The sequence below is a fragment of the Paenibacillus ginsengarvi genome, assembly GCF_003626695.1.
Taxonomy (GTDB): Bacteria; Bacillota; Bacilli; order Paenibacillales; family NBRC-103111; genus Paenibacillus_AB; species Paenibacillus_AB ginsengarvi.
Genome location: NZ_RBAH01000005.1, coordinates 142,628 through 164,685 on the forward strand (window position 1 = coordinate 142,628; position 22,058 = coordinate 164,685).

General features: G+C 54.9%; 18 protein-coding genes and 1 riboswitch. Of the genes, 14 read left to right on the forward strand and 4 right to left on the reverse strand.

What is annotated here, in order from left to right; translation table 11 throughout:
• The first annotated feature begins 194 nt into the window (after window positions 1–194).
• From D7M11_RS09000 to D7M11_RS09010, 3 genes are read left to right on the forward strand one after another with little or no spacing between them, the layout of a single operon-like run.
• The gene (locus D7M11_RS09000) at window positions 195–1,295 is read left to right on the forward strand and encodes a GerAB/ArcD/ProY family transporter (RefSeq protein WP_120746869.1); all 1,101 of its coding nucleotides are present in this window, start codon (window positions 195–197) and stop codon (window positions 1,293–1,295) included.
• Window positions 1,292–2,728 (forward strand): spore germination protein, encoded by a 1,437-nt coding sequence (locus D7M11_RS09005; RefSeq protein WP_120746870.1) that lies wholly within the window; start codon window positions 1,292–1,294, stop codon window positions 2,726–2,728. The genes D7M11_RS09000 and D7M11_RS09005 overlap by 4 nt, the downstream gene beginning before the upstream one ends.
• The gene (locus D7M11_RS09010) at window positions 2,725–3,909 is read left to right on the forward strand and encodes a Ger(x)C family spore germination protein (protein WP_120746871.1); all 1,185 of its coding nucleotides are present in this window, start codon (window positions 2,725–2,727) and stop codon (window positions 3,907–3,909) included. The genes D7M11_RS09005 and D7M11_RS09010 overlap by 4 nt, the downstream gene beginning before the upstream one ends.
• 121 nt (window positions 3,910–4,030) lie before the next feature.
• Here D7M11_RS09010 and D7M11_RS09015 read toward each other — a convergent pair whose 3' ends face one another.
• Complete coding sequence (locus tag D7M11_RS09015; protein ID WP_120746872.1) at window positions 4,031–4,834, reverse strand: AraC family transcriptional regulator; 804 nt, start codon at window positions 4,832–4,834, stop codon at window positions 4,031–4,033.
• Between the two features lie 132 nt (window positions 4,835–4,966).
• On the opposite strand from D7M11_RS09015, the gene D7M11_RS09020 reads away from it, so the two are divergent.
• The 3 genes from D7M11_RS09020 (at window position 4,967) to D7M11_RS09030 (ending at window position 8,597) form a co-directional block, all read left to right on the forward strand.
• The gene (locus D7M11_RS09020) at window positions 4,967–6,175 is read left to right on the forward strand and encodes an MFS transporter (RefSeq protein ID WP_120746873.1); all 1,209 of its coding nucleotides are present in this window, start codon (window positions 4,967–4,969) and stop codon (window positions 6,173–6,175) included.
• A 52-nt stretch (window positions 6,176–6,227) separates the two neighbouring features.
• On the forward strand, window positions 6,228–7,028 hold the full coding sequence (locus D7M11_RS09025; RefSeq protein WP_120746874.1) for an ABC transporter ATP-binding protein: 801 nt from the start codon (window positions 6,228–6,230) through the stop codon (window positions 7,026–7,028).
• Window positions 7,029–7,279: 251 nt separating this feature from the next.
• Window positions 7,280–7,483, forward strand: a riboswitch (cobalamin riboswitch).
• A gap of 172 nt (window positions 7,484–7,655) precedes the next feature.
• Complete coding sequence (locus D7M11_RS09030) at window positions 7,656–8,597, forward strand: LysR family transcriptional regulator (RefSeq protein ID WP_120746875.1); 942 nt, start codon at window positions 7,656–7,658, stop codon at window positions 8,595–8,597.
• A 20-nt stretch (window positions 8,598–8,617) separates the two neighbouring features.
• Here the strand turns inward: D7M11_RS09030 and metE are convergent, their stop codons facing one another.
• Together metE and D7M11_RS09040 are read right to left on the reverse strand one after the other, a co-directional pair.
• A complete protein-coding gene (metE, locus tag D7M11_RS09035) occupies window positions 8,618–10,888 on the reverse strand; it encodes a 5-methyltetrahydropteroyltriglutamate--homocysteine S-methyltransferase (RefSeq protein WP_120746876.1) in 2,271 nt (756 codons plus the stop codon).
• A 189-nt stretch (window positions 10,889–11,077) separates the two neighbouring features.
• Window positions 11,078–11,968, reverse strand: coding sequence for a helix-turn-helix transcriptional regulator (locus D7M11_RS09040; RefSeq protein WP_120746877.1), 891 nt, complete (start codon window positions 11,966–11,968; stop codon window positions 11,078–11,080).
• Between the two features lie 208 nt (window positions 11,969–12,176).
• Here D7M11_RS09040 and D7M11_RS09045 point away from each other — a divergent pair, with 208 nt between their 5' ends.
• Both D7M11_RS09045 and D7M11_RS09050 read left to right on the forward strand, forming a co-directional pair.
• Complete coding sequence (locus D7M11_RS09045) at window positions 12,177–13,505, forward strand: ABC transporter substrate-binding protein (RefSeq protein ID WP_120746878.1); 1,329 nt, start codon at window positions 12,177–12,179, stop codon at window positions 13,503–13,505.
• 187 nt (window positions 13,506–13,692) lie between these two features.
• The gene (locus D7M11_RS09050) at window positions 13,693–14,520 is read left to right on the forward strand and encodes an AraC family transcriptional regulator (RefSeq protein ID WP_120746879.1); all 828 of its coding nucleotides are present in this window, start codon (window positions 13,693–13,695) and stop codon (window positions 14,518–14,520) included.
• 28 nt (window positions 14,521–14,548) lie between these two features.
• On the opposite strand, the gene D7M11_RS09055 is transcribed toward D7M11_RS09050, so the two are convergent.
• Window positions 14,549–15,073, reverse strand: a complete 525-nt coding sequence (locus D7M11_RS09055; protein ID WP_120746880.1) for a PadR family transcriptional regulator — start codon at window positions 15,071–15,073, stop codon at window positions 14,549–14,551.
• A 134-nt stretch (window positions 15,074–15,207) separates the two neighbouring features.
• Between D7M11_RS09055 and D7M11_RS09060 the strand changes: the two genes are divergently transcribed.
• The 6 genes from D7M11_RS09060 to D7M11_RS09085 all read left to right on the forward strand — a co-directional run bounded on the left by D7M11_RS09060 (window position 15,208) and on the right by D7M11_RS09085 (window position 21,986).
• The gene (locus D7M11_RS09060) at window positions 15,208–15,660 is read left to right on the forward strand and encodes a hypothetical protein (protein WP_120746881.1); all 453 of its coding nucleotides are present in this window, start codon (window positions 15,208–15,210) and stop codon (window positions 15,658–15,660) included.
• A 173-nt stretch (window positions 15,661–15,833) separates the two neighbouring features.
• Window positions 15,834–16,988, forward strand: a complete 1,155-nt coding sequence (locus tag D7M11_RS09065) for a Gfo/Idh/MocA family protein (RefSeq protein ID WP_120746882.1) — start codon at window positions 15,834–15,836, stop codon at window positions 16,986–16,988.
• 26 nt (window positions 16,989–17,014) lie between these two features.
• Window positions 17,015–18,181: a dihydrodipicolinate synthase family protein gene (locus D7M11_RS09070; RefSeq protein ID WP_120746883.1), complete on the forward strand. Its 1,167-nt coding sequence runs from the start codon at window positions 17,015–17,017 to the stop codon at window positions 18,179–18,181.
• A 100-nt stretch (window positions 18,182–18,281) separates the two neighbouring features.
• Entirely contained in the window at window positions 18,282–19,103 is an 822-nt protein-coding gene (locus tag D7M11_RS09075) for a sugar phosphate isomerase/epimerase family protein (RefSeq protein WP_120746884.1), read from the forward strand.
• 106 nt (window positions 19,104–19,209) lie between these two features.
• Window positions 19,210–20,436, forward strand: coding sequence for a Gfo/Idh/MocA family protein (locus tag D7M11_RS09080; protein WP_120746885.1), 1,227 nt, complete (start codon window positions 19,210–19,212; stop codon window positions 20,434–20,436).
• 524 nt (window positions 20,437–20,960) lie between these two features.
• Entirely contained in the window at window positions 20,961–21,986 is a 1,026-nt protein-coding gene (locus tag D7M11_RS09085) for a LacI family DNA-binding transcriptional regulator (RefSeq protein WP_147433413.1), read from the forward strand.
• Window positions 21,987–22,058: the final 72 nt, after the last annotated feature.

Here is a 22,058-nt window from a genome sequence, read left to right on the forward strand (position 1 = left end):
CCGGACCGTCAGGGTGCTTCCTGACGGTATTTTCTTGTTTCCTCTCAGTTATAAGTTGAGGCTGATTTATTGTCGCAGACGGTCATGAAGTATGTTGGCCGCTACAAGAGCACAAGGGAAAAAAGAGAATAAAATTACGGCCGAATGGAACCCTATTCCCATGAACCCAAATATGCCCAAAATGGGGTAGGAGCATGATGGCGGGAAATCGCAATATCAATTTTCATCAACTGGTCAGTCTGTTTATGCTTTCCTCAGGTCTTATGGATCATGTTATCGTTATTCCGTTCCTGCTCGGCATTTCCGGCCGAAACGGCTGGCTGTCGGTTGTCGCGGTTGGCCTTCTCCTGAGCTGCTGGCTGCCGGTTATGAGCTATGTGATGAAAAAAACGAATATGCAGCCAGTCTTCGGGTGGATCGAGCAAAAATATGGGCGTCCCTTGTCCCTGCTGATCGCCGTTCCTGTTTTTTTGTATTTGTTTGCATTTGGTACGGTGACCATCGTAGACACTGTCGGCTGGGTGAACAGCATTTTTCTTCCGGAGACGCCTGTTTGGTTCGTTACGCTGCTGCTGATGGGGGTTTGTGTCTGGGTCGCGCACTCCGGAATTGAGGCGATCGCCAGATGTTGCATTTTTTTGCTGCCGCTTGTCGTAATGTTCGGCATATTCGTCGGCGTGGTGAACACCTCCCGCAAACGTTACGATTTGCTGCTGCCTGTACTGGGAGAAGGGATCGCCCCTGTGCTTCACGGGATGTTTATTGCCGGGGGAGGGCTGATCGAGGTTACGCTCATTGTGCTGATGCAGCACCATCTATCGCGCAAACCGAAGTTTCCGCAACTGCTGCTGGTGCTGTGGCTGCTTGTTGGACTTACAGTCGGTCCATACGTAGGAGCCGTTGCGGAGTTCGGTCCGGAGGAAGCCGCGCATCTCCGCTATCCGGCTTATGAAGAGTGGCGTTTGGTGCGAATCGGCCATTACGTGGAGCACGTCGATTTTTTGTCTATTTTTCAATGGCTGACAGGAGCATTTATTCGAGTTTCACTGGCGCTGTTCTTGCTGAAGGATCTTATATGGAACTACATCTTCCCCAAACATAATGCGAAAATCGGGGTTGTTTTGTTGGCGGTTCTGATGTCCGCCTTCATACTGCTGCCGATCACCGACAAAGCTTTTGTCGCCATCCTCAGCCGGTGGTATTTTACCGGCGCTCTCACCGTTCTGCTGCTGTTCAGTCTGGGTATGCTGCTGCTGGCCTGGTTCGCCAAACCGGAGAGGAGCCGTGCACGATGAATGACGCCGGGTTTTTGGATAAACTTGCCGACATGACCGAAGAGTGCCAGGACATTACCAAACAACAATTTGCCGGAAGCATCGATACGATCAGCTTGTTTTTCCAATCCGAATTGGTGGATGTGTCGCGGATTCGCGAATATTTCATGCCGGAATTGGTCCGTTGCTTGGACGGAGACGGGAACGGGCTCGAGGATCTGCTGAAAGAAAATGCGGCCGAATGCCTGCAAGGCTCAGACAGAACGATTGAGGCGTGCGCGTTGCAAGTATTTGGCGGCAAGCTTTTGTTATATGTAGAAGGGACCGGCCGGGTATACAGCATTAATTTTGCGATGAAGCCGCAGCGCAGCCCCGAGGATTCGGCGCTGGAACCTTCTATTCGCGGGGCCAGGGACGGCTTTGTCGAGGAGCTGGAAACGAATATAGCGTTAATCCGCAAACGTTTGGCTACCGCCGATTTAAGGGTGGCCTACTATGAATCCCGCGGATCGACAAAGACGCGATTGGCATTGCTGTATTACAAAGACCGCGTGCCGGCCTCCGCCTTGGCGCTCGTTCGCAAGCGTCTCGAGAATCTGGGGAAGACGACGCTTGTAGGCGGAATGTCCAGGCTGGAAGAGGCGTTATCCGGCAACCGGTATTCGCTTGTTCCGATAAGCAATTTTACGGGGAAGCCGGATTATGCGGCCGAACGGCTTGTCCGCGGCAAATTTCTGGTTTTGATGGAAGGCTCGCCGACTGCGATGATCGCGCCGATCACCTTGACCGAGCTTTTTATCAGCCCGGAGGATTCCTATTTCAGCTACCATGCGGCGATTACCAACCGTTTTTTTCGAATTATCGGGGCGTTTACCACCATATTTTTGCCGGGGCTGTATGTCGCGCTGCTGATGTATAACCAGGATCAGATTCCATTTCAATTGCTCGCCACGGTAGGGATGTCCCGTATCGGGCTGCCCATCTCCGCCTTTTTCGAGATGTTACTCAGTCTGCTGCTGCTCGATCTGCTGCGGGAGGCAGGCGCGCGTTTGCCCCGTGCGACCGGGTCCACGATTACGATGGTAGGCGGGATTATTATTGGCGATGCCGCGCTGAGAGCCGGTCTTTTGTCGCCAAGCGTAACGTTTTTGGCGGCTATTTCCATCGTGTCCGGATCGACGCTGGTGAATTTGAATTTGCAGAGTACGACGAGAATTTTTCGATTGTTTGTGCTCTTCTTGTCGGCGACGGTCGGGATATACGGGACGATTATGGCTATGCTTTATATGCTCGTGTATGCCATAAACGTAAATTCGTTCGGACAGATGTACTTCCCGTATGTGAAGTTCAGTCGAAAGGACAGCTTGTTGAAGTTTTTCCGCCTGCCGTTTCGGAAAAAGGGTATCGATCTGGCGAAGAGCGTACCGTTCACCAAGAGTGAAGACGGCACATGAACAAAGAGAGACGATTGCATGTAAGTGCGCTTGTGCTGGCGGGACTGGCTTTGCTATTGGTTTCGGGCTGTTGGGATGCGAAGGAAGTACATCGGCTGAATTACATCACCGGTCTCGGGATCGACTTTGAAGATGAGAAGTTCGTGGTTTATGCGCAAATGCTCAATTTTTCGTCGATCGCGAGCCAGCAGGAACGCTCCTCGCCGGTCAAAACCTGGGTCGGTGTCGGAAAAGGCTCCACCATTCTCGGCGCCATCAACGATTTGATTGCTACAGGACAAGGCACGATGTTCCTGGGTCACGTCAACTACCTGGTACTAACCGAAAAGGTGCTCAAGGAGCAAATGCTGAAAAAAGTATTCGACTTCACCAATCGGAATAAGGAAACCCGCTATACGAAATGGTTTTACGGCACAAAGGGAGATTTGTTCGATTTGTTCAGCGCGAAGTCCTTTTTTGACCGAAGCACGCTCGACAGCATTCTGGGCAACCCGGAAGCCAACTACTCGCAGCTATCGAATCTGAAGCCTTATTACGTGAACGATATCGTTTCGAGCGTTCTTGAAACGTCGTCTACCACGATCGTCCCTTCCCTTGAGCTGACGAACAAAGTATGGAGGGAGTCGAACCGTCCCCAGGCTTTGTTCAAAAAAACGGGAGGTTTCGTCTTTAACGGAACGACCTATGTAGGCTGGATGCCGATGAGCGATATCATGTTAGGACGCTGGACTCAAAGGGCTTACGAGGCTTCTCCGCTGACGCTGCGTTCCGGAGATCAGATAGTGGCCACGCTAGAGGTGAAGGATGCCTCGCATGAAATCGAAATTGTAGACAAGGGGAGTCGTCCCCCACACTTCAAAATGAAGCTAAAGGCGAAAGCGACGATTATGGAGCTGGCGGCTGCGGTGTCTTTAGAGGAGATCGAGAAGCTGGGGGAGGCGACGATTAGCGAAGAAATTATGGACTATTACAAGAAGGGGCTGCTCCTGCAAGCCGATCTGCTGCATCTGGGGCAAACCTATTACAGGTACCACCCGGGCAAATGGGCGGACTATAGCGAGCAGGGGCGATTGCCGCTAAAGCCCGATTCGCTCGAAGGCGTTACGGTTCATCTGCGAATCAACAATGCCCAGAAATACAAGTCGCCTCAAATGAAAGGTTCATACAAGCCTGGAGAATAGCCGTCAGCCAGTTCTCAGCGTGATATCAGTATGTAAAGCTGATGCCTGCAACTTAACAAAAGAAACAGCGACAGAGCCGGATTCCGGGCTTCTGCCGCTGTTTTTGTTTTCGAACAGGCCGTCAGCGCCGCAAACCGCTGCGGTACTGCTCGGGCGTTACGCCGACCGTTTTCGCGAATACCCGGTAAAATTGGCTCGTGCTCGAAAACCCGAGCCGGAAGCTGATCTCCGTCACGGTCGCTTCCGACCGCCCAAGCCGCGACTTTGCTTCTTCGACGCGCAACGCAAGCATGTATTGGTAGGGCGTCATGCCGAGAATCGACTTGAACGAGCGGATAAAATGATACCGGCTTTGCAGCGCGATCGCGGCGAGCGTATCGATATTGATTTTGTCCGTAAAATGCTCGTGCATATAGTCCAGCACCTGCGTCATATACCGGTCGGCAACAGCTGCACTGGCTAAGGCGGCGTCCCGTTTGTTCGTCTGATTGCCCTTCAGCACGCGCGACAAAAAATAAAGCACCTGCGTTTCCGTTTCCTGCACGGCGAGCGGTTCCGTCTGACCCAACAGCAGTGCCGTCACCCATTTGCGAAACTGGACGTTCAGCTCGGCCGGATCGATCTGCTGGCGCATATCCAGCTCCAGCGGGCGCTGTTTGGTAAATTCCGCAAAGCTGCCGCGGTTGACCTGCAGCACGATAACGCCCGATCCTTCGGAAACGTGCAGCTCATGCGGCACCTCCGGGTATTGCACGAAGCCTTCGCTGCTTGCCAGCTCGTAAGCGCGATGCTGGCCTACGAACAAACACGATCCGTAGATCGGCACCGTAATTTGAAACTCCTGCTCATGGATATGCGGGGGCGTATTGTGCAGCTCCTCGATTTTCCAGAGCGTCATCTGCGGCGTATCGATTTTCATTTTCATTGGAAGTCCCCCGTCGGTTCCCCTATAGTACAAAAGTATAGCAAAAGTTGCTTTCCTTCGCCGCAATTTTCGCGACGACAGCCCGTTCGGTTTTTCTTATGATGGATGTTAAAAACGGATAGGGTGAGCACGATGAATACTTCCATAGCCGTCCAAAGGTCGGCTCAGCGCACGTCCACCATGCTGCTTGGCGTCAGCTTCGCGCATTTGCTGAACGATGCCATGCAGGCGGCCGTTCCGGCCGGATTTCCGATTTTCCAGCAGTCGATGAACCTCAGCTTCGCTCAGGTCGGCTGGGTCGCCTTTACGCTGAACATTACCGCTTCGATCTTGCAGCCGCTGATCGGCCGGTACACCGATCGCAGGCCGCTGCCGATCTTGCTGCCGATGGGGATGCTGTTTACGCTTATCGGCGTCATCGGTCTGGCACTTGCAAGCAGCTTCTTCCTGCTGCTCTCGTCGGTGGCGCTGATCGGGGTAGGATCTTCGATCCTGCATCCGGAATCGTCGCGCGTCGCGCATTTGTCCGCCGGCAAAAGCAAAGGGCTGGCTCAATCGATCTTCCAGATCGGCGGCAATACCGGTCAGGCGCTGGCGCCGCTGCTGATCGCCTTTTTTATCGTGCCGCAGGGGCAGGGCGGATTTCTCTGGTTCGCCATCCTCGCCATTATCGGCATCGGGGTGCAGTGGTATATAAGCAAATGGTACGGACAGCAGGTCGCCTCCCGCGAGAGTAAGAGTCGCGCGTCCGCTGGCGCGCAGCGGCGATTCAGCAATAGGTACATCGCGTTCGTGTTCACTGTGCTGATTATATTGCTGTTTTCCAAATTCGTTTATTTGGCCAGCATGACGGGCTATTACGCCTTCTATGCGATGGAACGGTTCCACCTGTCGCTGGAACAAGCCCAGATCTGCATGTTCGCGCTGCAATTCGCGGGAATGGTCGGCACGCTCATCGGCGGGCCGCTGGCGGACCGAATCGGCCGCAAAACCGTCATCTGGTTCTCGATCTTCGGCACGGCGCCGTTCTCGCTGCTGCTGCCGTATGCAAGTCCGGCGTGGGCGATCGTGCTGTGCCTATGCATCGGTTTGATTCTGATGTCGGGCTTCTCGGTCATTATCGTGTACGCGCAGGAAATGATGCCGGGAAACGTCGGTACCGTGGCGGGACTGTTTTTCGGCCTGTCGTTCGGCCTTGGCGGGATCGGCTCGGTTGTACTCGGCTGGGCGGCCGACGTTATCAGCATCTCGTCCATGATGCATATATGCTCGTGGCTGCCGCTGCTCGGCGTTGTCGCCTTCCTGCTGCCGAAGGACCGCAAGCTGGTCGCAACCGCTTGATGGCCGCAAGCGAATGCGTAAATAGAAACCGAAACGGAACGGGTGAGCTTAGATGGACTATGTGATCGACATCGAGGGCGTTATGTGGAGGCGCGGCGAGCTTACCTTGCTGCGCGACATCCACTGGCAGGTCCGCCGCCACGAGCATTGGGCGCTGCTGGGCCTGAACGGCTCGGGTAAAACGACGCTGCTTAATCTGATTAACGGCTATTTCTGGCCGACTAAAGGAAATGTGACCGTCCTGGGCCGCCGGTTCGGGGAGGTCGACTTGCGGGAGCTCCGGCAGTCGATCGGCTGGGTCAGCTCGTCGCTGCAAGAGAAGCTGTACGGCAGCGACCGGACGCAGCTCGTCGTTATCAGCGGCAAGTTCGCTTCGATCGGATTGTACGAAAAGCCCGGGCCGGACGATTTCGCCCGCGCCGAAGCGCTGATGGCGGCGCTCGGCTGCTCGCATCTGTGGGATCGGGAATACCGGATGTGCTCGCAGGGCGAGAAGCAGAAGCTTCTCATCGCAAGGGCGTTGATGGCCGAGCCGAAGCTGCTCATTCTGGATGAGCCGTGCAACGGGCTCGATCTGTTCTCACGGGAGAGGCTGCTTGCCAGCATTGACGACTTGACGCGGCAGGAGCATATGCCGACGATGATATACGTCACGCACCATACGGAGGAGATCCTGCCGGCGTTCGGCCATACGCTGCTGCTGCGGCGGGGCGAGGTATTCCGGCAAGGCGCTACTTCGGACGTGATGAACTCGGAAGCGCTGAGCGACTTCTTCGAAGCGCCCGTCGCCGCCGAGCGGCATGACGAGCGGTTTTACGTGCGGCTGGCGAAGGCTGGCCGGATACTCCAATAAACATACGAAAGGCCTCGACTTCCACTGCCAAGCATGGGGAGGGAGGTCTTTTTTCGGTTCTTCATAACGACGCCACTACAGATAAGGGAGCCTACGCCGGTCTTGGTCAGGTTGTTGCAGCTCAACCAGCCACTGATCTATTGATCGGGAGGGCCGCTGCCGAGTAATGATTCCGGAGCCAGGAGACTTGCCTGCACTTGTTTTTACCATTCGTTGTCAAGTAAGATGTAAGTATAATTGAATTTGTATAAATTGCATATTCGAGAATAGGTGTCTGATCGGCGAGCGTGCTTGTCGTTCTGACTTAAAAGGGAAGTTCGGTGCAATACCGACGCGGTCCCGCCACTGTAACGGAGGAGCAGGCAGCTTCACCAGCCACTGATCTATTGATCGGGAAGGCCGCTGCCTAGCGACGATTCCGGAGCCAGGAGACCTGCCTGTTCTGACAGCACTGCTGTACCTACGGGAGATAGGGAAGTGTTAGATGAACCGTCATAATGCACTATTATGAAGGCGCCTTTCCCTATGTATTTTTCAAAGGGAGGACGCCTGTTATTGTTGTCAGCTGATGGAGCACGTGAAGACGTGTTTCATTATGCTGTTTATCGGGAAGGAAGGGGCATTCCAATGACCTTGCAGCAATTGAAATATATTCTGGCCATCGTTAGTTACGGCTCCATAAGTGAGGCGGCAAAGAAGCTGTTTATTTCGCAGCCGAGCTTGTCCAACGCGGTGAAAGAAATCGAGTTGGAAGCCGGTATTGAGATTTTCCTTCGATCGTCCAAGGGAATCGTGCTATCAAGCGACGGGGCGGAGTTTTTATCCTACGCTAGGCAAGTCGTGGAGCAAGCCGAGCTTCTCGAGCAGCGGTACATGAATCGAAAGCCTTCGAAGAAGCTGTTCTCGATCTCGACACAGCATTACGCCTTCTCCGTGCAGGCTTTCGTCGGGCTGCTGAAGGAGCTTAACGTGGACGAGTACGAGTGCACGCTACGCGAAACACGCACCTACGAGATTATCGAAGACGTACGGAATATGAAAAGTGAGCTCGGAATCATCTATATGAGCGAATTCAACCGAAAGGTCATTCAGAAAATATTAAAGGACAACGAGCTGCGATTTCATCCCCTGTTCCAAGCGGAAGCGCACGTATTCATCAGTGAGGAGCATCCACTTGCCTCCAAGTCACTGCTGGACATCGAAGATTTGGATGACTTCCCGTGTTTGGCCTTTGAGCAAGGCGAATATAATTCCTTTTACTTCGCGGAGGAAATACTCAGCACACGAACGTACAAGAAGAAAATACTGGTCAGTGACCGTGCCACGCTATTCAACCTGTTGATCGGGCTCAATGGCTATACCATTAGCTCGGGTGTACTGAACAAGGATCTTAACGGGGAGCAAATCAAATCCGTAAGGCTTCGCACGGACGAGAGTATACAGGTAGGTTACATCGTGAACCAGAAGGCGAGCTTGAGCCAGCTGGCCGCCGCCTACGTTCTGAAGCTCAAAACGGTCATTACGGATTTCGGCTACCCGATCCTAAACCAAGAGGATGAGCTCGCTTGAGCCCATCCTCTTGTACGTTATTACAATGTTGCCCTTACTTCTTTGGCTGCTTGGACAAGGTTCTTCAAGCTGGCCCACGTTTCCGTAACACCGCGAGTTTTAAGACCGCAGTCCGGGTTAACCCATAGCTTGGAGACCTCGATCTTGTCCAGCATGCGATCAAGTCCTTGTCTAAGCTCTTCGACGCTTGGAATCCGAGGCGAATGGATGTCGTATACGCCTGGTCCGACTTCAGTCCGGAAGCCGCACTCGTTGATTGCGTCGATGATGGCCAAGTCTGAGCGCGACGCTTCGAACGTAATAACGTCGGCGTCCATCGCATCGATATCGCGAATGATGTCGCTAAACTGGCTGTAGCACATATGGGTATGAATTTGCGTTTCGGCTTTGACGCCGCTATGCACCAGTCTGAAGGCAGGAATCGCCCAGCTCAAGTACTCGCTCTGCCAGTCAGAATGACGCAACGGAAGCTTCTCCCTTAATGCGGCTTCGTCGATCTGGATAATCTCGATGCCATTGGCTTCGAGATCGAGTACTTCGTCACGAATCGCAAGACCGATCTGAAGAGCGCTTTCCTTCAGGCTGATATCTTCGCGAGGGAACGACCAGTTCAGGATCGTTACCGGACCCGTCAACATGCCTTTGACCGGCTTGTTGGTACGGCTCTTTGCGAACGCCGAGTATTCCACAGTAATCGGCTTGCTGCGACTAATGTCGCCCCATACGACCGGCGGTTTTACGCAGCGTGTTCCGTAAGACTGCACCCAAGCGTTCTCCGTGAAGATAAAGCCATCCAAGCATTCGCCAAAGTATTCGACCATGTCGTTACGCTCGTATTCGCCATGAACAATGACGTCGATCCCAATTTCCTCCTGCTTTGCGATGCACTCCGCGATTCGGTCCAAGTTGAATTGCTTATACTGTTGTTCGGTGATGTTGCCTTTCTTGAAGGCTGAGCGGTTCGCGCGGACGTCAGCCGTCTGAGGGAACGAACCAATCGTCGTCGTAGGTAACGGCGGTAGATCGAATTTTGCTTTCTGAATCGTTTCCCGCTTGGCGAAGGCAGGCAGTCTCGTGAAGTCGGCGTCCGTCAACTCCGCCACTCTCTTCTGTACCGAGTTGTCGTTCGTGAGGCGCGATGCGCTGAACAGCTTCTCATTTTCCGTATAAGCAGCGGAGGCTTCAGGGCTTGCTTGCTCCAGGATCGATTTGAATTCCGCAAGCTCGTGCAGCTTTTCTTCCGCGAACGCGAAATATTGCTTAGTCGCCGCCGTCAGCTTCGTTTCGTGCTTAGTCGTGTAGGGGACATGAAGCAGCGAGCAGGAAGTGCCGAGCACGACTTGGCTTGCATGCTTGCCGATCGTGTGAACGAGGGCAATCGTCTGTTTATATTGGTTTTTCCAGATGTTCTTGCCGTTAATTACGCCGGCGAACAGCACCTTGTCGCTTGCGAAGCCATGCTTGCGCACGAGGTCCAAGGACTGCTCGCCCTCAACGAAGTCGATACCGATCCCGTCGAACTGCAGTTTTTGAAGCGCTTGATAGCAGTCGCGAACGTCTCCGAAATACGTTTGTGCGACTACTTTCACGCCGTTTTTGGCAGAGAGGATACCGTTATAAAGCTCCGTGAACAGCGCGATATCTTCCGCAGTCAAATCCGTTACCAATGCGGGTTCATCCAGTTGAAGCCATGCTGCGCCAAGCGTGTTCAATTGGCTCAGGACAGCCGTATAAGCTTCGACAACCGCAGGCACGAAATCCTTCGCTTTCTTCGAGCCAGTGAATCTCGCGAGCTTAAGCAGGGTGAAAGCGCCGATCAGTACAGGCTTGGTTGCGATGCCGAGCTGTTTTGCTTCCGTAAATTCGTCGAACAGCTTCGATCCGGCCAAACGGATGTTTGTCGTATCGTCGATTTCAGGCACCATATAGTGATAGTTCGTGTTGAACCATTTTTTCATCGCCAGCGCTTTAACGTCGCCTTTGTCGCCTTGATAGCCTCTTGCCATGGCGAAATACGTCTCCAGCGGGCTTAGGCCGAGCACTTGATATCTTTGCGGAACGATCCCAAGCAAGCAAGCCGTGTCGAGTAGTCCGTCGTAGAAGGAAAAATCGTTGGACGGAATGAAGTCGACGCCATTCTCCTGCTGAAGCTTCCAGTTCGCCGATCTAAGCTGAGCCGCTGTTTGTTGCAGTTCTTCGACGGGAAGCGCACCTCTAAAGTATTTTTCGGATGCGAATTTAAGCTCTCTGAGCGCGCCAACTCGCGGATAACCGATGATGGATGTTTTCAACTGTAACAGCTCCTTACGAGATATGTTGGCTTCATTATATAGTGCGGAGGCTGCTATCAAGTAACACTAAAAAGCTATGAGAAGGCATAGTTTTTTTCTATGGCACAAACGAAAAGCCTGGCGAATCAAGGACCTGCCATGCGTCCGCGGCGGGCCGCTGTTTGAAGTTTTTTCTTCTGTGACTACCTCTCATCGCTCGGAAACATCGTTCCGGCGGTACGCATATAAACTGGCGCGGTATTGCGCTGGCGGGGTTCCGACCATTTTGCGGAACAGGCGGAGAAAGTAATTGTAGTCGGTTATTCCGACTTTCTCGCCAATTTGCTGCAGCGTCAGATTGGGATCGCTCAGCAGCGATACCGCGCGTTCTATGCGAATATGATTTAAGTAATGAAGCGGAGCGAGGCCGGTGTGCTTTTTTAAACATTTGGACAAATAATCGACCGAAAAATTCAAGTCGGCCGCCATCTCGTCGAGACGGAAGGGGCGGTCCATGCGGGCGTACAAATAATCGATAATGCTGTGGCATACCTGCTCGCTGCGGGAGAACGACCGGCTTCTAGCCGTCTTTTGCAGCATGACGAGCAATTGGCCGAGCAGCGCCTGAAGCGGAAGCATATGCTCCAGGACGGAATGGTTCCGAAGCCGGATCATTTCGTTCATGATCGGCTCATATTGGCTGACGGTCAGCTCGGCGAGTTTCGGTAGGTACATGCTGTGCTCCTGCGGCTCCAGATCGTGGTACGTCATAACCGGGAAGAGGGAGTTCCACTGGATCTGCTCGGCCTTTACGGTCCGAAGCGGAGCGCCGTGGCGAAAGTGCAGGTAATACAGCTCGGAGTCAACGGGGCAAGGCTTGTGCCCGTAATGCCGCTTCCCCGGCTCCAGTACGATCATCTGATGCTCCCGAAGCTCGTAAGGCGTATCGTCCTCGGTAATGTAGAACACCCCTCGGTGCACGATAATGAGATCGTATAGCGGAAAGCTTCGCTCGTAGTGGAGCCAGTCTTTTTTGAACGCGACTTTATTTACCGCCATCAGTTGCGGCAGCGGGGGAATCGGCAGCTCGAGACAGTGCATAAGCAGCTCCTTGGCTCGCCCCTTCTCCGCAGCAGCAGACCGGGACGATGAGGTAGTATGATTTTGTGCTATAAATGGCCGGATTTCAACATAGTATTCCAGGGTGGGCAGCGCTTACAATTTGAGTGTAACACGGTTCGTTCGGCAAAAGAAAGCGCTTAACGGAGCGGAGCGGCGTATACGCGAAACGGGGGGACGTTAATTGGCTATGGTCTCGATACGAAACAAGACGGTGGTTTCATTCGGCTTTTTTGCGATGATTCTGACGGCGGCGGGATGTTCGGGCGGGGGAAACGAAAGCGAAGGCATCAAACCGCCCGTACCGGTCAATGAGCCGGTTACGGTAAAGGTAGCAGCCAGCAACGTCCAATTTTCGGAGGAAGATTTCAAGCTTTATTTGTCCGATCCCGTGAAGAAGAAATACCCTCATATTACGGTAGAGCGCATCAATACGTCGGAAAAAGGCAGCAGTCTGAACGAACTGGTCGCAGCGGGCAATATTCCGGATCTTGTCGGATACTACCCCGGCAACCTTGTCAATGTTGGCGATCTGGGGCTTTCGTACAATATCGAGGAGCTGATCAAGAAGCATAAGTTCGATCTGACGCGGGTTGTGCCGGAAGCGCTTGACGCGGTCAAAATGGGCAGCAACCAGTCTTATTTAACGGGGCTCCCGTCTTACCATAATCCATTCGGGCTGTTTTATAACAAAGACCTGTTCGATAAATTCGGGGTCGCTTATCCGAAGGACGGCATGACGTGGGAGGAGGTGCGGGACCTGGCTGTCAAGCTGACCCGGCAGGATGGCGGTGTGCAATACCGAGGCATCTTCGCCGATTTCCTGTACCGCGGAGGGCGGCAGCTCAGCTTGCCTTATGCCGACTTCCAAACGAATAAAGCGTCCTTGAACACGGACAGCTGGCAGGAGCTTGCGAAGCTGTGGGAGTCGCTGTACAACATTCCCGGCTTGATGGACGGCGCTTACAAAACGATCAGCTATGCCCCGAACGAGCAGTCGTTCCTCAAGGGGGAGCTGGCGATGCTGGCCGGCTACAGCAATACGCTCGCGGCACTGCGCAAGACGCCGAATATGAACTGGGACGTCGTGACGTATCCGTCGAATAAAAAAGTGCCCGGCGTCGGCCACCGGCTGGACAGTCCGGTGCTCTCGCTTACGGCGCAGAGCAAAGTGAAGGACGCTGCGTTCCAGGTGCTCGAGACGATGCTGTCCGACGAGGTGCAGACGGAGATGGTCCGCAACGCCAGAATGACGGTGCTGAACTCGCAAGCGGTCAAGGACCAGTTCGGCAAAGGGATGGCCGATCTTCAGGGGAAAAACATTATTGCGATGACCAAGCCGAAAATGGCGAAGATGGTGCAGGTGCAATTTTTGAACGAAGGTCAGGTCGATGCGATTACGAACAAAATGTTCCAGTCTATCGTTGATAAAACGGCCGATATTAACAGCGCGCTCCGTCTGGCGGACGAGGAATTAAACAAACATATCGAAAGCCAGCTTCAGAAACAGAAAAAATGACAGGCCAAACGAGTGAGCAGCCTTCTTGCGATAGCAAGAGGGCTGTTTGTTCGTCCCAGCGAATTAGTCGCGCCGGTAAGCGGGACTTGCAGTTGTAACCGGTAGGCCAGTCGCGATAAAATGGCTTTGAAGCGGTTTGTTTCGGGGCTCCACTTCGTGGGGTCATTTTAGCGATTGGAGGACCGTCATGGCGATCAAATGGATCGACTTGTCCCGGAATCAAATACATATATACGAACAAAAGCATATGGGCGGCCATCTCGTATCCGAGCATCATCATCAAACCTATCAGCTGCTGTTCGTGCTTGAGGGCGAAGGGAAGATCAGGCTGGACGGGGAGACAAGCGAGCTGGCTGCGGATGATACTGCGCTGATCGTGCCGTATTCCGTCCATTCTGTCATGTCCGACTCGAGGCTGACGCTGCTGGTGCTCGCTTTCGAGGAAACGGCACTCGATGCGGAATCGGCCGAGCTGCTGCTGGGCGGCCATTTTCAAACGTCGGTGCTGATGAAGCCGAATTTGTTCGCCGGAAGCGAGTTGCGCCAATTGCTGCGGAAAATGCTGTTCGAACAGTCCAAGGACCCGTCGCTGCTAGGCCGGCTGTCGCTGCGCATCCAGCTGTCGCAGCTGCTGTTGTCACTGGCCAGGTCGCTGCAAGCCGGACCGGGAACCGGCTCGAACCGGCTGAGGGCGGAAAAAATCCGCAGCTACATCGATTCGCATTACTTCGAACCGTTAACTGCGGTAGATATCGCCTCCAAGCTTGGCATCAGCACGAGGCATGTGAACAATATATATAAAGAACGGTATGACATGACGCCGATGCAATATTTGACCGAGGTGCGCATCCGCGTCGCTCAGAAGCTGCTGGCGGAATCGGGCAAAGACATCATCTCGATCTGCTTCGAGGTCGGGTACGATTCGGTTTCGACGTTTTACCGCTGCTTCAAGGCTGTTGCCAAAAGTTCGCCGAAGACGTACCGGGAGTTGAACAAGCCGGTCGAAGAGGAATAATCCGCTTCGCTGCGCATCATCGTTATGGTTACTGCGCCGCCGTACCCCGGATCGATTGGATCGTCGCCGTCAGCCAGTCGCGGTCGCACTTCAGCAGGGCGATCCGGTGGCTGATCGACAAATCCACGCCTTTGCCGTGGCCGTGTGCGGGAACGGCAGCGAATACTCCGAGCAGTCGCTCCGTCTCCTTCAAGCGCTCCTCCAGCAGAGCGAGCGCTTCGTCCGCCTTCAGATGGTCGATAAACATGAGACCGATATCCCCCGATGGCGTCACATGCTCCACATTCGCCAGTACCCCCCGCAGCAGCTCGTGAAAGCGCTGCTCGCCGCTTGCCGTTATCGTGTAAATTTGCCGCGGCGGGCGATTCCCTTCCTGTTCGGTGCTTACATCCACATATCCGGCCAAATCGAGCCGTTTCAAAATCGAATAAGCGGTCGCTTTCTTCATATCGGAAACGCGGCCGAGGTTATTTTCGATAAATTCGTTAATTTGATAGCCATGCTGGCTTTGCGTCATCAAGAGCCCGAGCACGAGCAGTTCGCGTTCGTCCATGCGGTTCGTCATCCTCCTTGCTTCTTTATATTATAGTCACTGTTGACTATAAGATCAAAAACTGATAATCTAATCACGTATTATTAATCATACGTGACTATAATTGGACGGCATGTCCGCATGGAGGTATTAGTATGTTTAGCTTTTGGCTATTTATTCATTTGGCCGGGCTTTGCATTTGGCTCGGTTCGATTGTGGCCGTCGCGTTTCTGCTCGTCGCCATGAAGAAGCAGCTTCACTCCGCCGACGTCAGCGCTTTGGTCCGGCGTACGGTACGCACGTTTAATATGCTGACGCATCCCAGCGCCTTTCTCGTTCTGATCAGCGGCGTTCTGATGATCGTAGAGATGGGTCTTGGCTCGGATAAACCGTTCTGGATGACGTATATGGAGCGGGTTGGCGGCATGATCATTTTATTGTTCATTATCGCGATCTCGATCATGGGCAAACGTCTGATGAAGCGGATTTCCGGCGGGACGTCGCAAGCGGTCGCGGCTTCCTCGAGCCTGTCCACGTACGTGACGGGGCTCGCGCTTAGCTCCGTGCTTGTGCTCAGCGTCATTTTCGTCGTAAGCGGCAAATATTGAATAGGTGCATTAGTACGGAAGAAGGCCGGACAAGGTCTTCTTCTTTTTTTGCTTTGCCCGGCAGCTTCCAAATATCGCTTCCGAAATTAAGAATAATGTTCCCGGAGTAGTAAGAAAAGCGCTTTCGCTTGCGTATACAATACGGGTATACAAACCGAAGGGAGCTAATCAACATGGCAGTTCGCAATATCGGCATTATTATGAATGGGGTTACCGGACGTATGGGAACGAACCAGCACTTGATCCGTTCGATTCTCGCTATCAGGAGTCAAGGAGGAGTTGCGCTCCCGAACGGCGATGTCATTATGCCGGACCCAATCCTGGTCGGCAGACAGGCGCATAAGCTGCAAGCACTTGCCGAAACGCACGGCGTAGCCCGCTGGAGCACGAATCTCGAAGAGTGCCTTGCCGATCCGTACAACGAAATTTACTTCGACAGCCAAACGACGGTTCGCCGCGCAGAAAGCATCAAGCAGGCAATCGCCGCAGGCAAACATATTTATTGCGAGAAGCCGACGGCTGTCGACCTGGACGGTTCGATGGAGCTGGCCCGCATCGCAACCGAAGCCGGCGTGAAGAACGGCGTCGTGCAGGACAAACTGTTCCTTCCGGGACTTTTGAAAATGAAACGCCTGATCGATTCCGGCTTTTTCGGACGCATCCTGTCCGTACGGATGGAGTTCGGCTACTGGGTATTCGAAGGCGACTGGCAGCCGGGGCAGCGTCCGTCGTGGAACTACCGCAAGGAAGACGGCGGCGGCATTATCGTCGACATGTTCGCGCACTGGCGTTACGTGCTGGACAATCTGTTCGGCGAAGTGAAGTCCGTCTCCTGTCTGGCCGCGACGCACATTCCGCAGCGTTTGGACGAGCAAGGCGCGCCTTATGCATGTACAGCCGACGATGCCGCATACGCTACTTTTGAGCTGGAAGGCGGAGTAATTGTACAGGCGAACTCGTCCTGGGCGGTGCGCGTTGACCGCGACGACCTGCTGACGATTACGGTGGACGGAACGGAAGGAAGCGCCGTAGCCGGACTGCGCGACTGCAAAGCGCAGCATCGCGTCAACACGCCGAAGCCGGTTTGGAATCCGGATATCCCGAACCCGTTCAAGTTCCGCGATCAATGGGTGCAAGTGCCGGACAATCAAAATTTCGACAACGGCTTCAAAGTGCAGTGGGAAATGTTCCTGAAGCACATCGTGATCGATACGCCGTTCCCGTGGGATCTGCTCGAAGGCGCCAAAGGAACCCAGCTCGCCGATCTCGCGCTGCAATCGTGGCAGGAACGCCGCTGGATCGATGTGCCGAAGCTTAGCTTGAAATAATCGAAGGCGAAGGGAGACCGGTACCGATGGCAAAATCTTTGCTTCTCCCCCGCGCGGGGGGACAGCTGTACGAATATACGCTCGGCGAGGCGAAAACGTTCGCTCCGAAGACGGCGCCGTTTCAGGGCCGCGTCGCATTCTCGGCCGCTCACGTCGTTTGCGATCCGTTTGCCGACGCCGATCCGCTGAACAACGCTCAGATCGACTGGAACGCCACGCTGGCCTACCGGCACCATCTGTGGTCGCTCGGACTAGCCGTCGCGGAAGCGATGGATACGGCGCAGCGCGGCATGGGCCTCGACTGGAACCGCTCGAAGGAGCTGATCCGCCGCTCGATTGCGGAAGCGCGCAGCGTAGGCGGACGCATCGCCTGCGGAGCGGGCACCGATCATTTGGCTCCGGGGCCGAACGTAACGCTCGAAGCGGTGGAAGCGGCGTACGAGGAGCAGGTCGGCTTCGTCGAGGGCGAGGGCGGTCAAGTCATTTTGATGGCGAGCCGCGCTTTGGCCGCTTGCGCCAAAGGTCCTGAGGACTATGAGCGCGTTTACTCGAAAATTTTGGGCCAGGTAAAGCAGCCGGTCGTGCTGCACTGGCTCGGCGATATGTTCGATCCGGCGCTTGCCGGGTACTGGGGCTACAAGGACGATCTGGACGCGGCGATGGACGTATGCCTGCGTATCATCAAGGCGAACGCGGACAAAGTCGACGGGATCAAAATTTCGCTGCTTGACGCGGGCAAAGAAATCCGCATGCGCCGACTGCTGCCGGAAGGCGTCAAAATGTACACGGGCGACGACTTTAATTACCCAGAGCTGATTCGCGGCGACGAGCAGGGTTACAGCCACGCGCTGCTCGGTATATTCGACGCGATCGCGCCTGCGGCCGCCGAAGCGCTCCATGCGCTGGACCGCGGCGACTGGGCGCGGTACGAAGAGGTGATGGAGCCGACGGTCGCCTTGTCGCGGCACATTTTCCAAAAGCCTACGTATGCGTACAAAACCGGCATCGTATTCATGGCTTATCTGAACGGACATCAGCAGCATTTCCGCATGATTGCAGGCAGCGAGGGAGCGCGTTCGGTCGTTCATCTGGCCGAACTGTTCGCGCTGGCCGACCGGGCGGGACTGCTGACCGACGCCGAGCTTGCCGTCAAACGGATGAAGCATGTGCTCGCGCTGGCGGGAATCGAATAAGCGAAGCGGAAGCGGAAGCAGCTTAACTTGCAGGAATATTTTCCAGCCCGGGTATAGCCCGGGCTCTATTACAGATGTATAATTACGGGGGGGAAACGGCATGGAGCCTCTACGTTCCATTGATAGACTCAGCTTGAATCAAATTACGACCGACCGGCTGAACATGCGGGAAGCGGTTGACGTAACTGTCCGGGCCGATGTGCCTTGGATCGCCTTGTGGCGGCATAAAGTCGCCGAAGCGGGGCTTGCCGAGAGCAAGCGGCTCGTGCGCGACGCCGGGCTTCGCGTCTCCAGCCTGTGCCGCGGCGGCTACTTTCCGGCGGCTACGGCCGAGGAGCGCAAGAAGCGTCTCGACGACAACCGCCGCGCGGTAGAGGAAGCGGCCGAGCTCGGCACCGACGTGCTCGTGCTCGTATGCGGTCCGGCGCCCGATCGTGACATCGACTTCGCCCGCAAGACGGTTGCCGAGGCGATCGAGGAGCTGGCGCCGTTTGCCCGCTCGCACGGCGTCAAGCTCGGCATCGAGCCGCTGCATCCGATGTATGCGGCGGAGCGGTCGGTCATTAACACGTTGGCTCAGGCGAATACGCTGGCCGAACGGTTTGACGTGCAGGACGTCGGCGTTGTCATCGATGCGTTCCACGTCTGGTGGGACCCGGAGCTGTACAAGCAGATCGAACGGGCGCGGGGGCGCATTCTCGGCTTCCACGTATCGGATTGGATCGTGCCGGTGCCGGATCTGCTTATGGGCCGCGGCATGATGGGAGACGGCGTCATCGAGCTGCGCCGCATGCGGCATGCCGTCGAAGCGGCCGGCTACAACGGGCCGATCGAGGTCGAGATTTTTAATCAGAAAGTATGGGATATGCCGGGAGACGAAGCTCTCGCCTTGATCAAAGAACGTTATTTGGAGCATTGCTAATCGCCTCGCCTCTTACCGTCCTGGGCGGAAGACGAGCGGTTGGAAGATTGCCTGGGGAGCTTAGTCTTCCCGGGCAATTACGCATATTTGCTGGGAGGAAACGTTCGTGAACATTATTCGAGCCGGTATTATCGGAATCGGCGGGTTTGGCGCGCAGCATGTCAGAATTGCAACGGAACTAGCTAAGGAAGGGCTGCTCGAGATCGTAGCTTTTGCCGACTTGAGAGCCGAATCTTATGCGGAAGAGTACGGGAAGCTCACAGCGCTAGGCGCGAAGCACTACACCGATTACGAGCAAATGCTCGGCGAGCATCCAGAAATCGATTTCGTCGCCATCGCCACCCCGATTGCCGCCCACAAGCCGATGTGCGTGCGCGTCATGCAGCTGGGCTTCCATGTGATCGTCGAGAAGCCGCCTGCAGTGACCATACAAGATCTGGACGAGATGATCGCTGCTTCGAAAGAAACCGGCAAATGGTGCCAGGTCGACTTTCAAAATACGTCGGGCCGCGCCTTCCGCGAGCTGCTGACCGAGCTTTCCCAAGGGGCCATCGGGCAAGTGACGCATGTAACCGGCGTCGGGATGTGGAAGCGGACGCGTTCGTATTACGACCGGACCCGCTGGGCCGGCAAGCTGACCTGCGACGGCCAATATGTGCTGGACGGCACATTCAACAACCCGCTAGCCCATCTGCTGAACAATTGCATGGTTGTGGCAGGAAGCGGGGATGCCGGACGGGCGATACCGGAAACGGTGCAGGCGGAGCTCTATCATGTGAACGACATCGAGGGCGACGACACTTCCGTCATTCGGATCGGAACGAAGGAAGGCGTAACCGTTCATTTTTATGCGATGCTTTCCCACCACGGGCACGAGGTTCCGTATATTTCGATTCGTGGTACGGAAGGCGAGGCGTACTGGAACTACCAGAACACGTTTACGATCCGCGGACGTAATGGCGAAGAGACGAAGTCGTATTCTCCGGAAGTGCTCGTGCGCAATATGTACCTGAACCTGATGCAAGCGATTTCCGGCTCCTGCGAGCCGCTTTATTGTCCGATTGAAGCGTGCCGCAGCTTCATGCTCGCGTCCAACGGCGCTTACGAATCGGCTGGTCTCGTTCGCGAGATTCCGATGACGTACGCGGTGGAGCGCGAGGAAGACGGCACGACCGTGCGGCTGCTGCCGGAGCTATCCGAGCGGATGAAGGACATCGCGCAGCAGGGACTTCTGTATTCGGAAGCTTCGCTTCCATGGGCGGTGCCGACGAGCCCGTTCCGGATGGAAGGCTACAACCGCTTCGAGCTGTTTGCGGACAAGCTGGGGAAATAATCGTAAGGCTGCCTTGGAGGCGGCCTTTTTTTATCGTTACAGGAGTTTAAACTTCGCTAAAGCATTAAAGCGAAAAGCGTCTTTCAGTACCAAGAAAAGCTACCGCCTACGCAGGACCATTCATCGTGGAAAAGGCTTCGTTTAGAAGCTTTTCTTATGGCACAGGGAAGCGGAATCGGAAGTTCCGCTATGGCTGGCGGAATGGCGCCGAACGGGCGATAACGGAAGCGGAAATTCCGTTAAAGCCGCCGATAGCTCGAGTGGAGCTGGGCAAATGAAGCAATAAAGGAAGTGGGGCTTCCTTTATACGGGCCTAGTAGGCTCGCGAAGCGGCGATAACGGAACTGGCGGTTCCGCTGAAACGGCGATAACGGAAGCGGAAATTCCACTATAACTGGCGAAATGCCGATGACCGGACGAAAAGGAGCGAAACAGCCGCTATCGGCTGCTATTCCCGTGCAATAAAGCGGGTGTTGCGGTATAGTATACGTAGTCGCAACAATAGCAGAAAAGAGGCTGTCCTAGTGAGGGTAACGGTAAAAGACATAGCCAAATTAGCGGGAGTCACGCAGCCTACCGTTTCGAAGGCGCTTAATAACGAGCCTGGCGTCAGCGAGGAAACAAGAATGCGTATTCTGAGTATCGCCAAGGAGCTGAACTACGTCCCGAATCTGGCTGCGAAGCGGCTTGTAACCCGGCAATCGAATTGCATCGGGCTTATTTGGCCGCGTATCGAAGGGTTGTTTTATTTTCACCTGTGCCATGCGATCGAGCGGGAAGTGACGAAGCGGGGACTGACGTTTCTCATCTCGGTGGCCAATCCGGCCGAGGCGGTGCATACGTTCAACGAGCATTTCGTCGACCGGGTCCTGTTCTGGGAAGCTTCCGGCTGGGCGCCGGATATGCGGTTTGTGAAGGAGATGGAGGCGTTTCAGGGCGAGCTGCTGCTTATGGGCGGCGCCAGCTTGCCGGGGGCCCATCGGATCGATATCGACCGCAAGGCGGGCATTTATAAAGCGGTGCAGCATCTGGCCCAGCTCGGACACCGGAAAATTACGTATATCGGCAATCCGAACGATAAGCTGAACGGGTACATGCAAGGGATGTTCGAATTCGGCATGGAGCATCATCCGGACTACTTCATCAAACGGGGCATAGACGGCAAAGCACCGGAGCAGGCCATTCAGGGCCTGTTCGCCCGGCCCGCGAGCGAGCGTCCGACCGCGCTCATTATCGACAGTCAGGGCATGCTGTTTCAGATGCTGAAATGGTTTCGCAAGCTGAGAGTTTCCATTCCGGACGACCTGTCCCTGATCGTATACGACGACGTGCCCGAGCTGGAGGACGTACTGGACGTGCCACTGACGACCGTTGGCCCGAATATCGGGGAACTTGCGAGAAGGGCGGTCGAGATTTTGGCCGGTGAGCTTCCCGCAGGCCAAGCTACGGATACGGACAGTAAGGAACAAGCGCTCTCCCGCGGCGTTGAGCTTGTTATCGAGCCGGTGCTGACGGTTCGCCAATCGACGAAATCGCTCCCCGTAAGTTAGACAAATAAAGAGAAGACCCGCGGGACGCTCGAAGGAAGAGGAGACGTCCCGCAGAAACAAAAATCGCCCGCA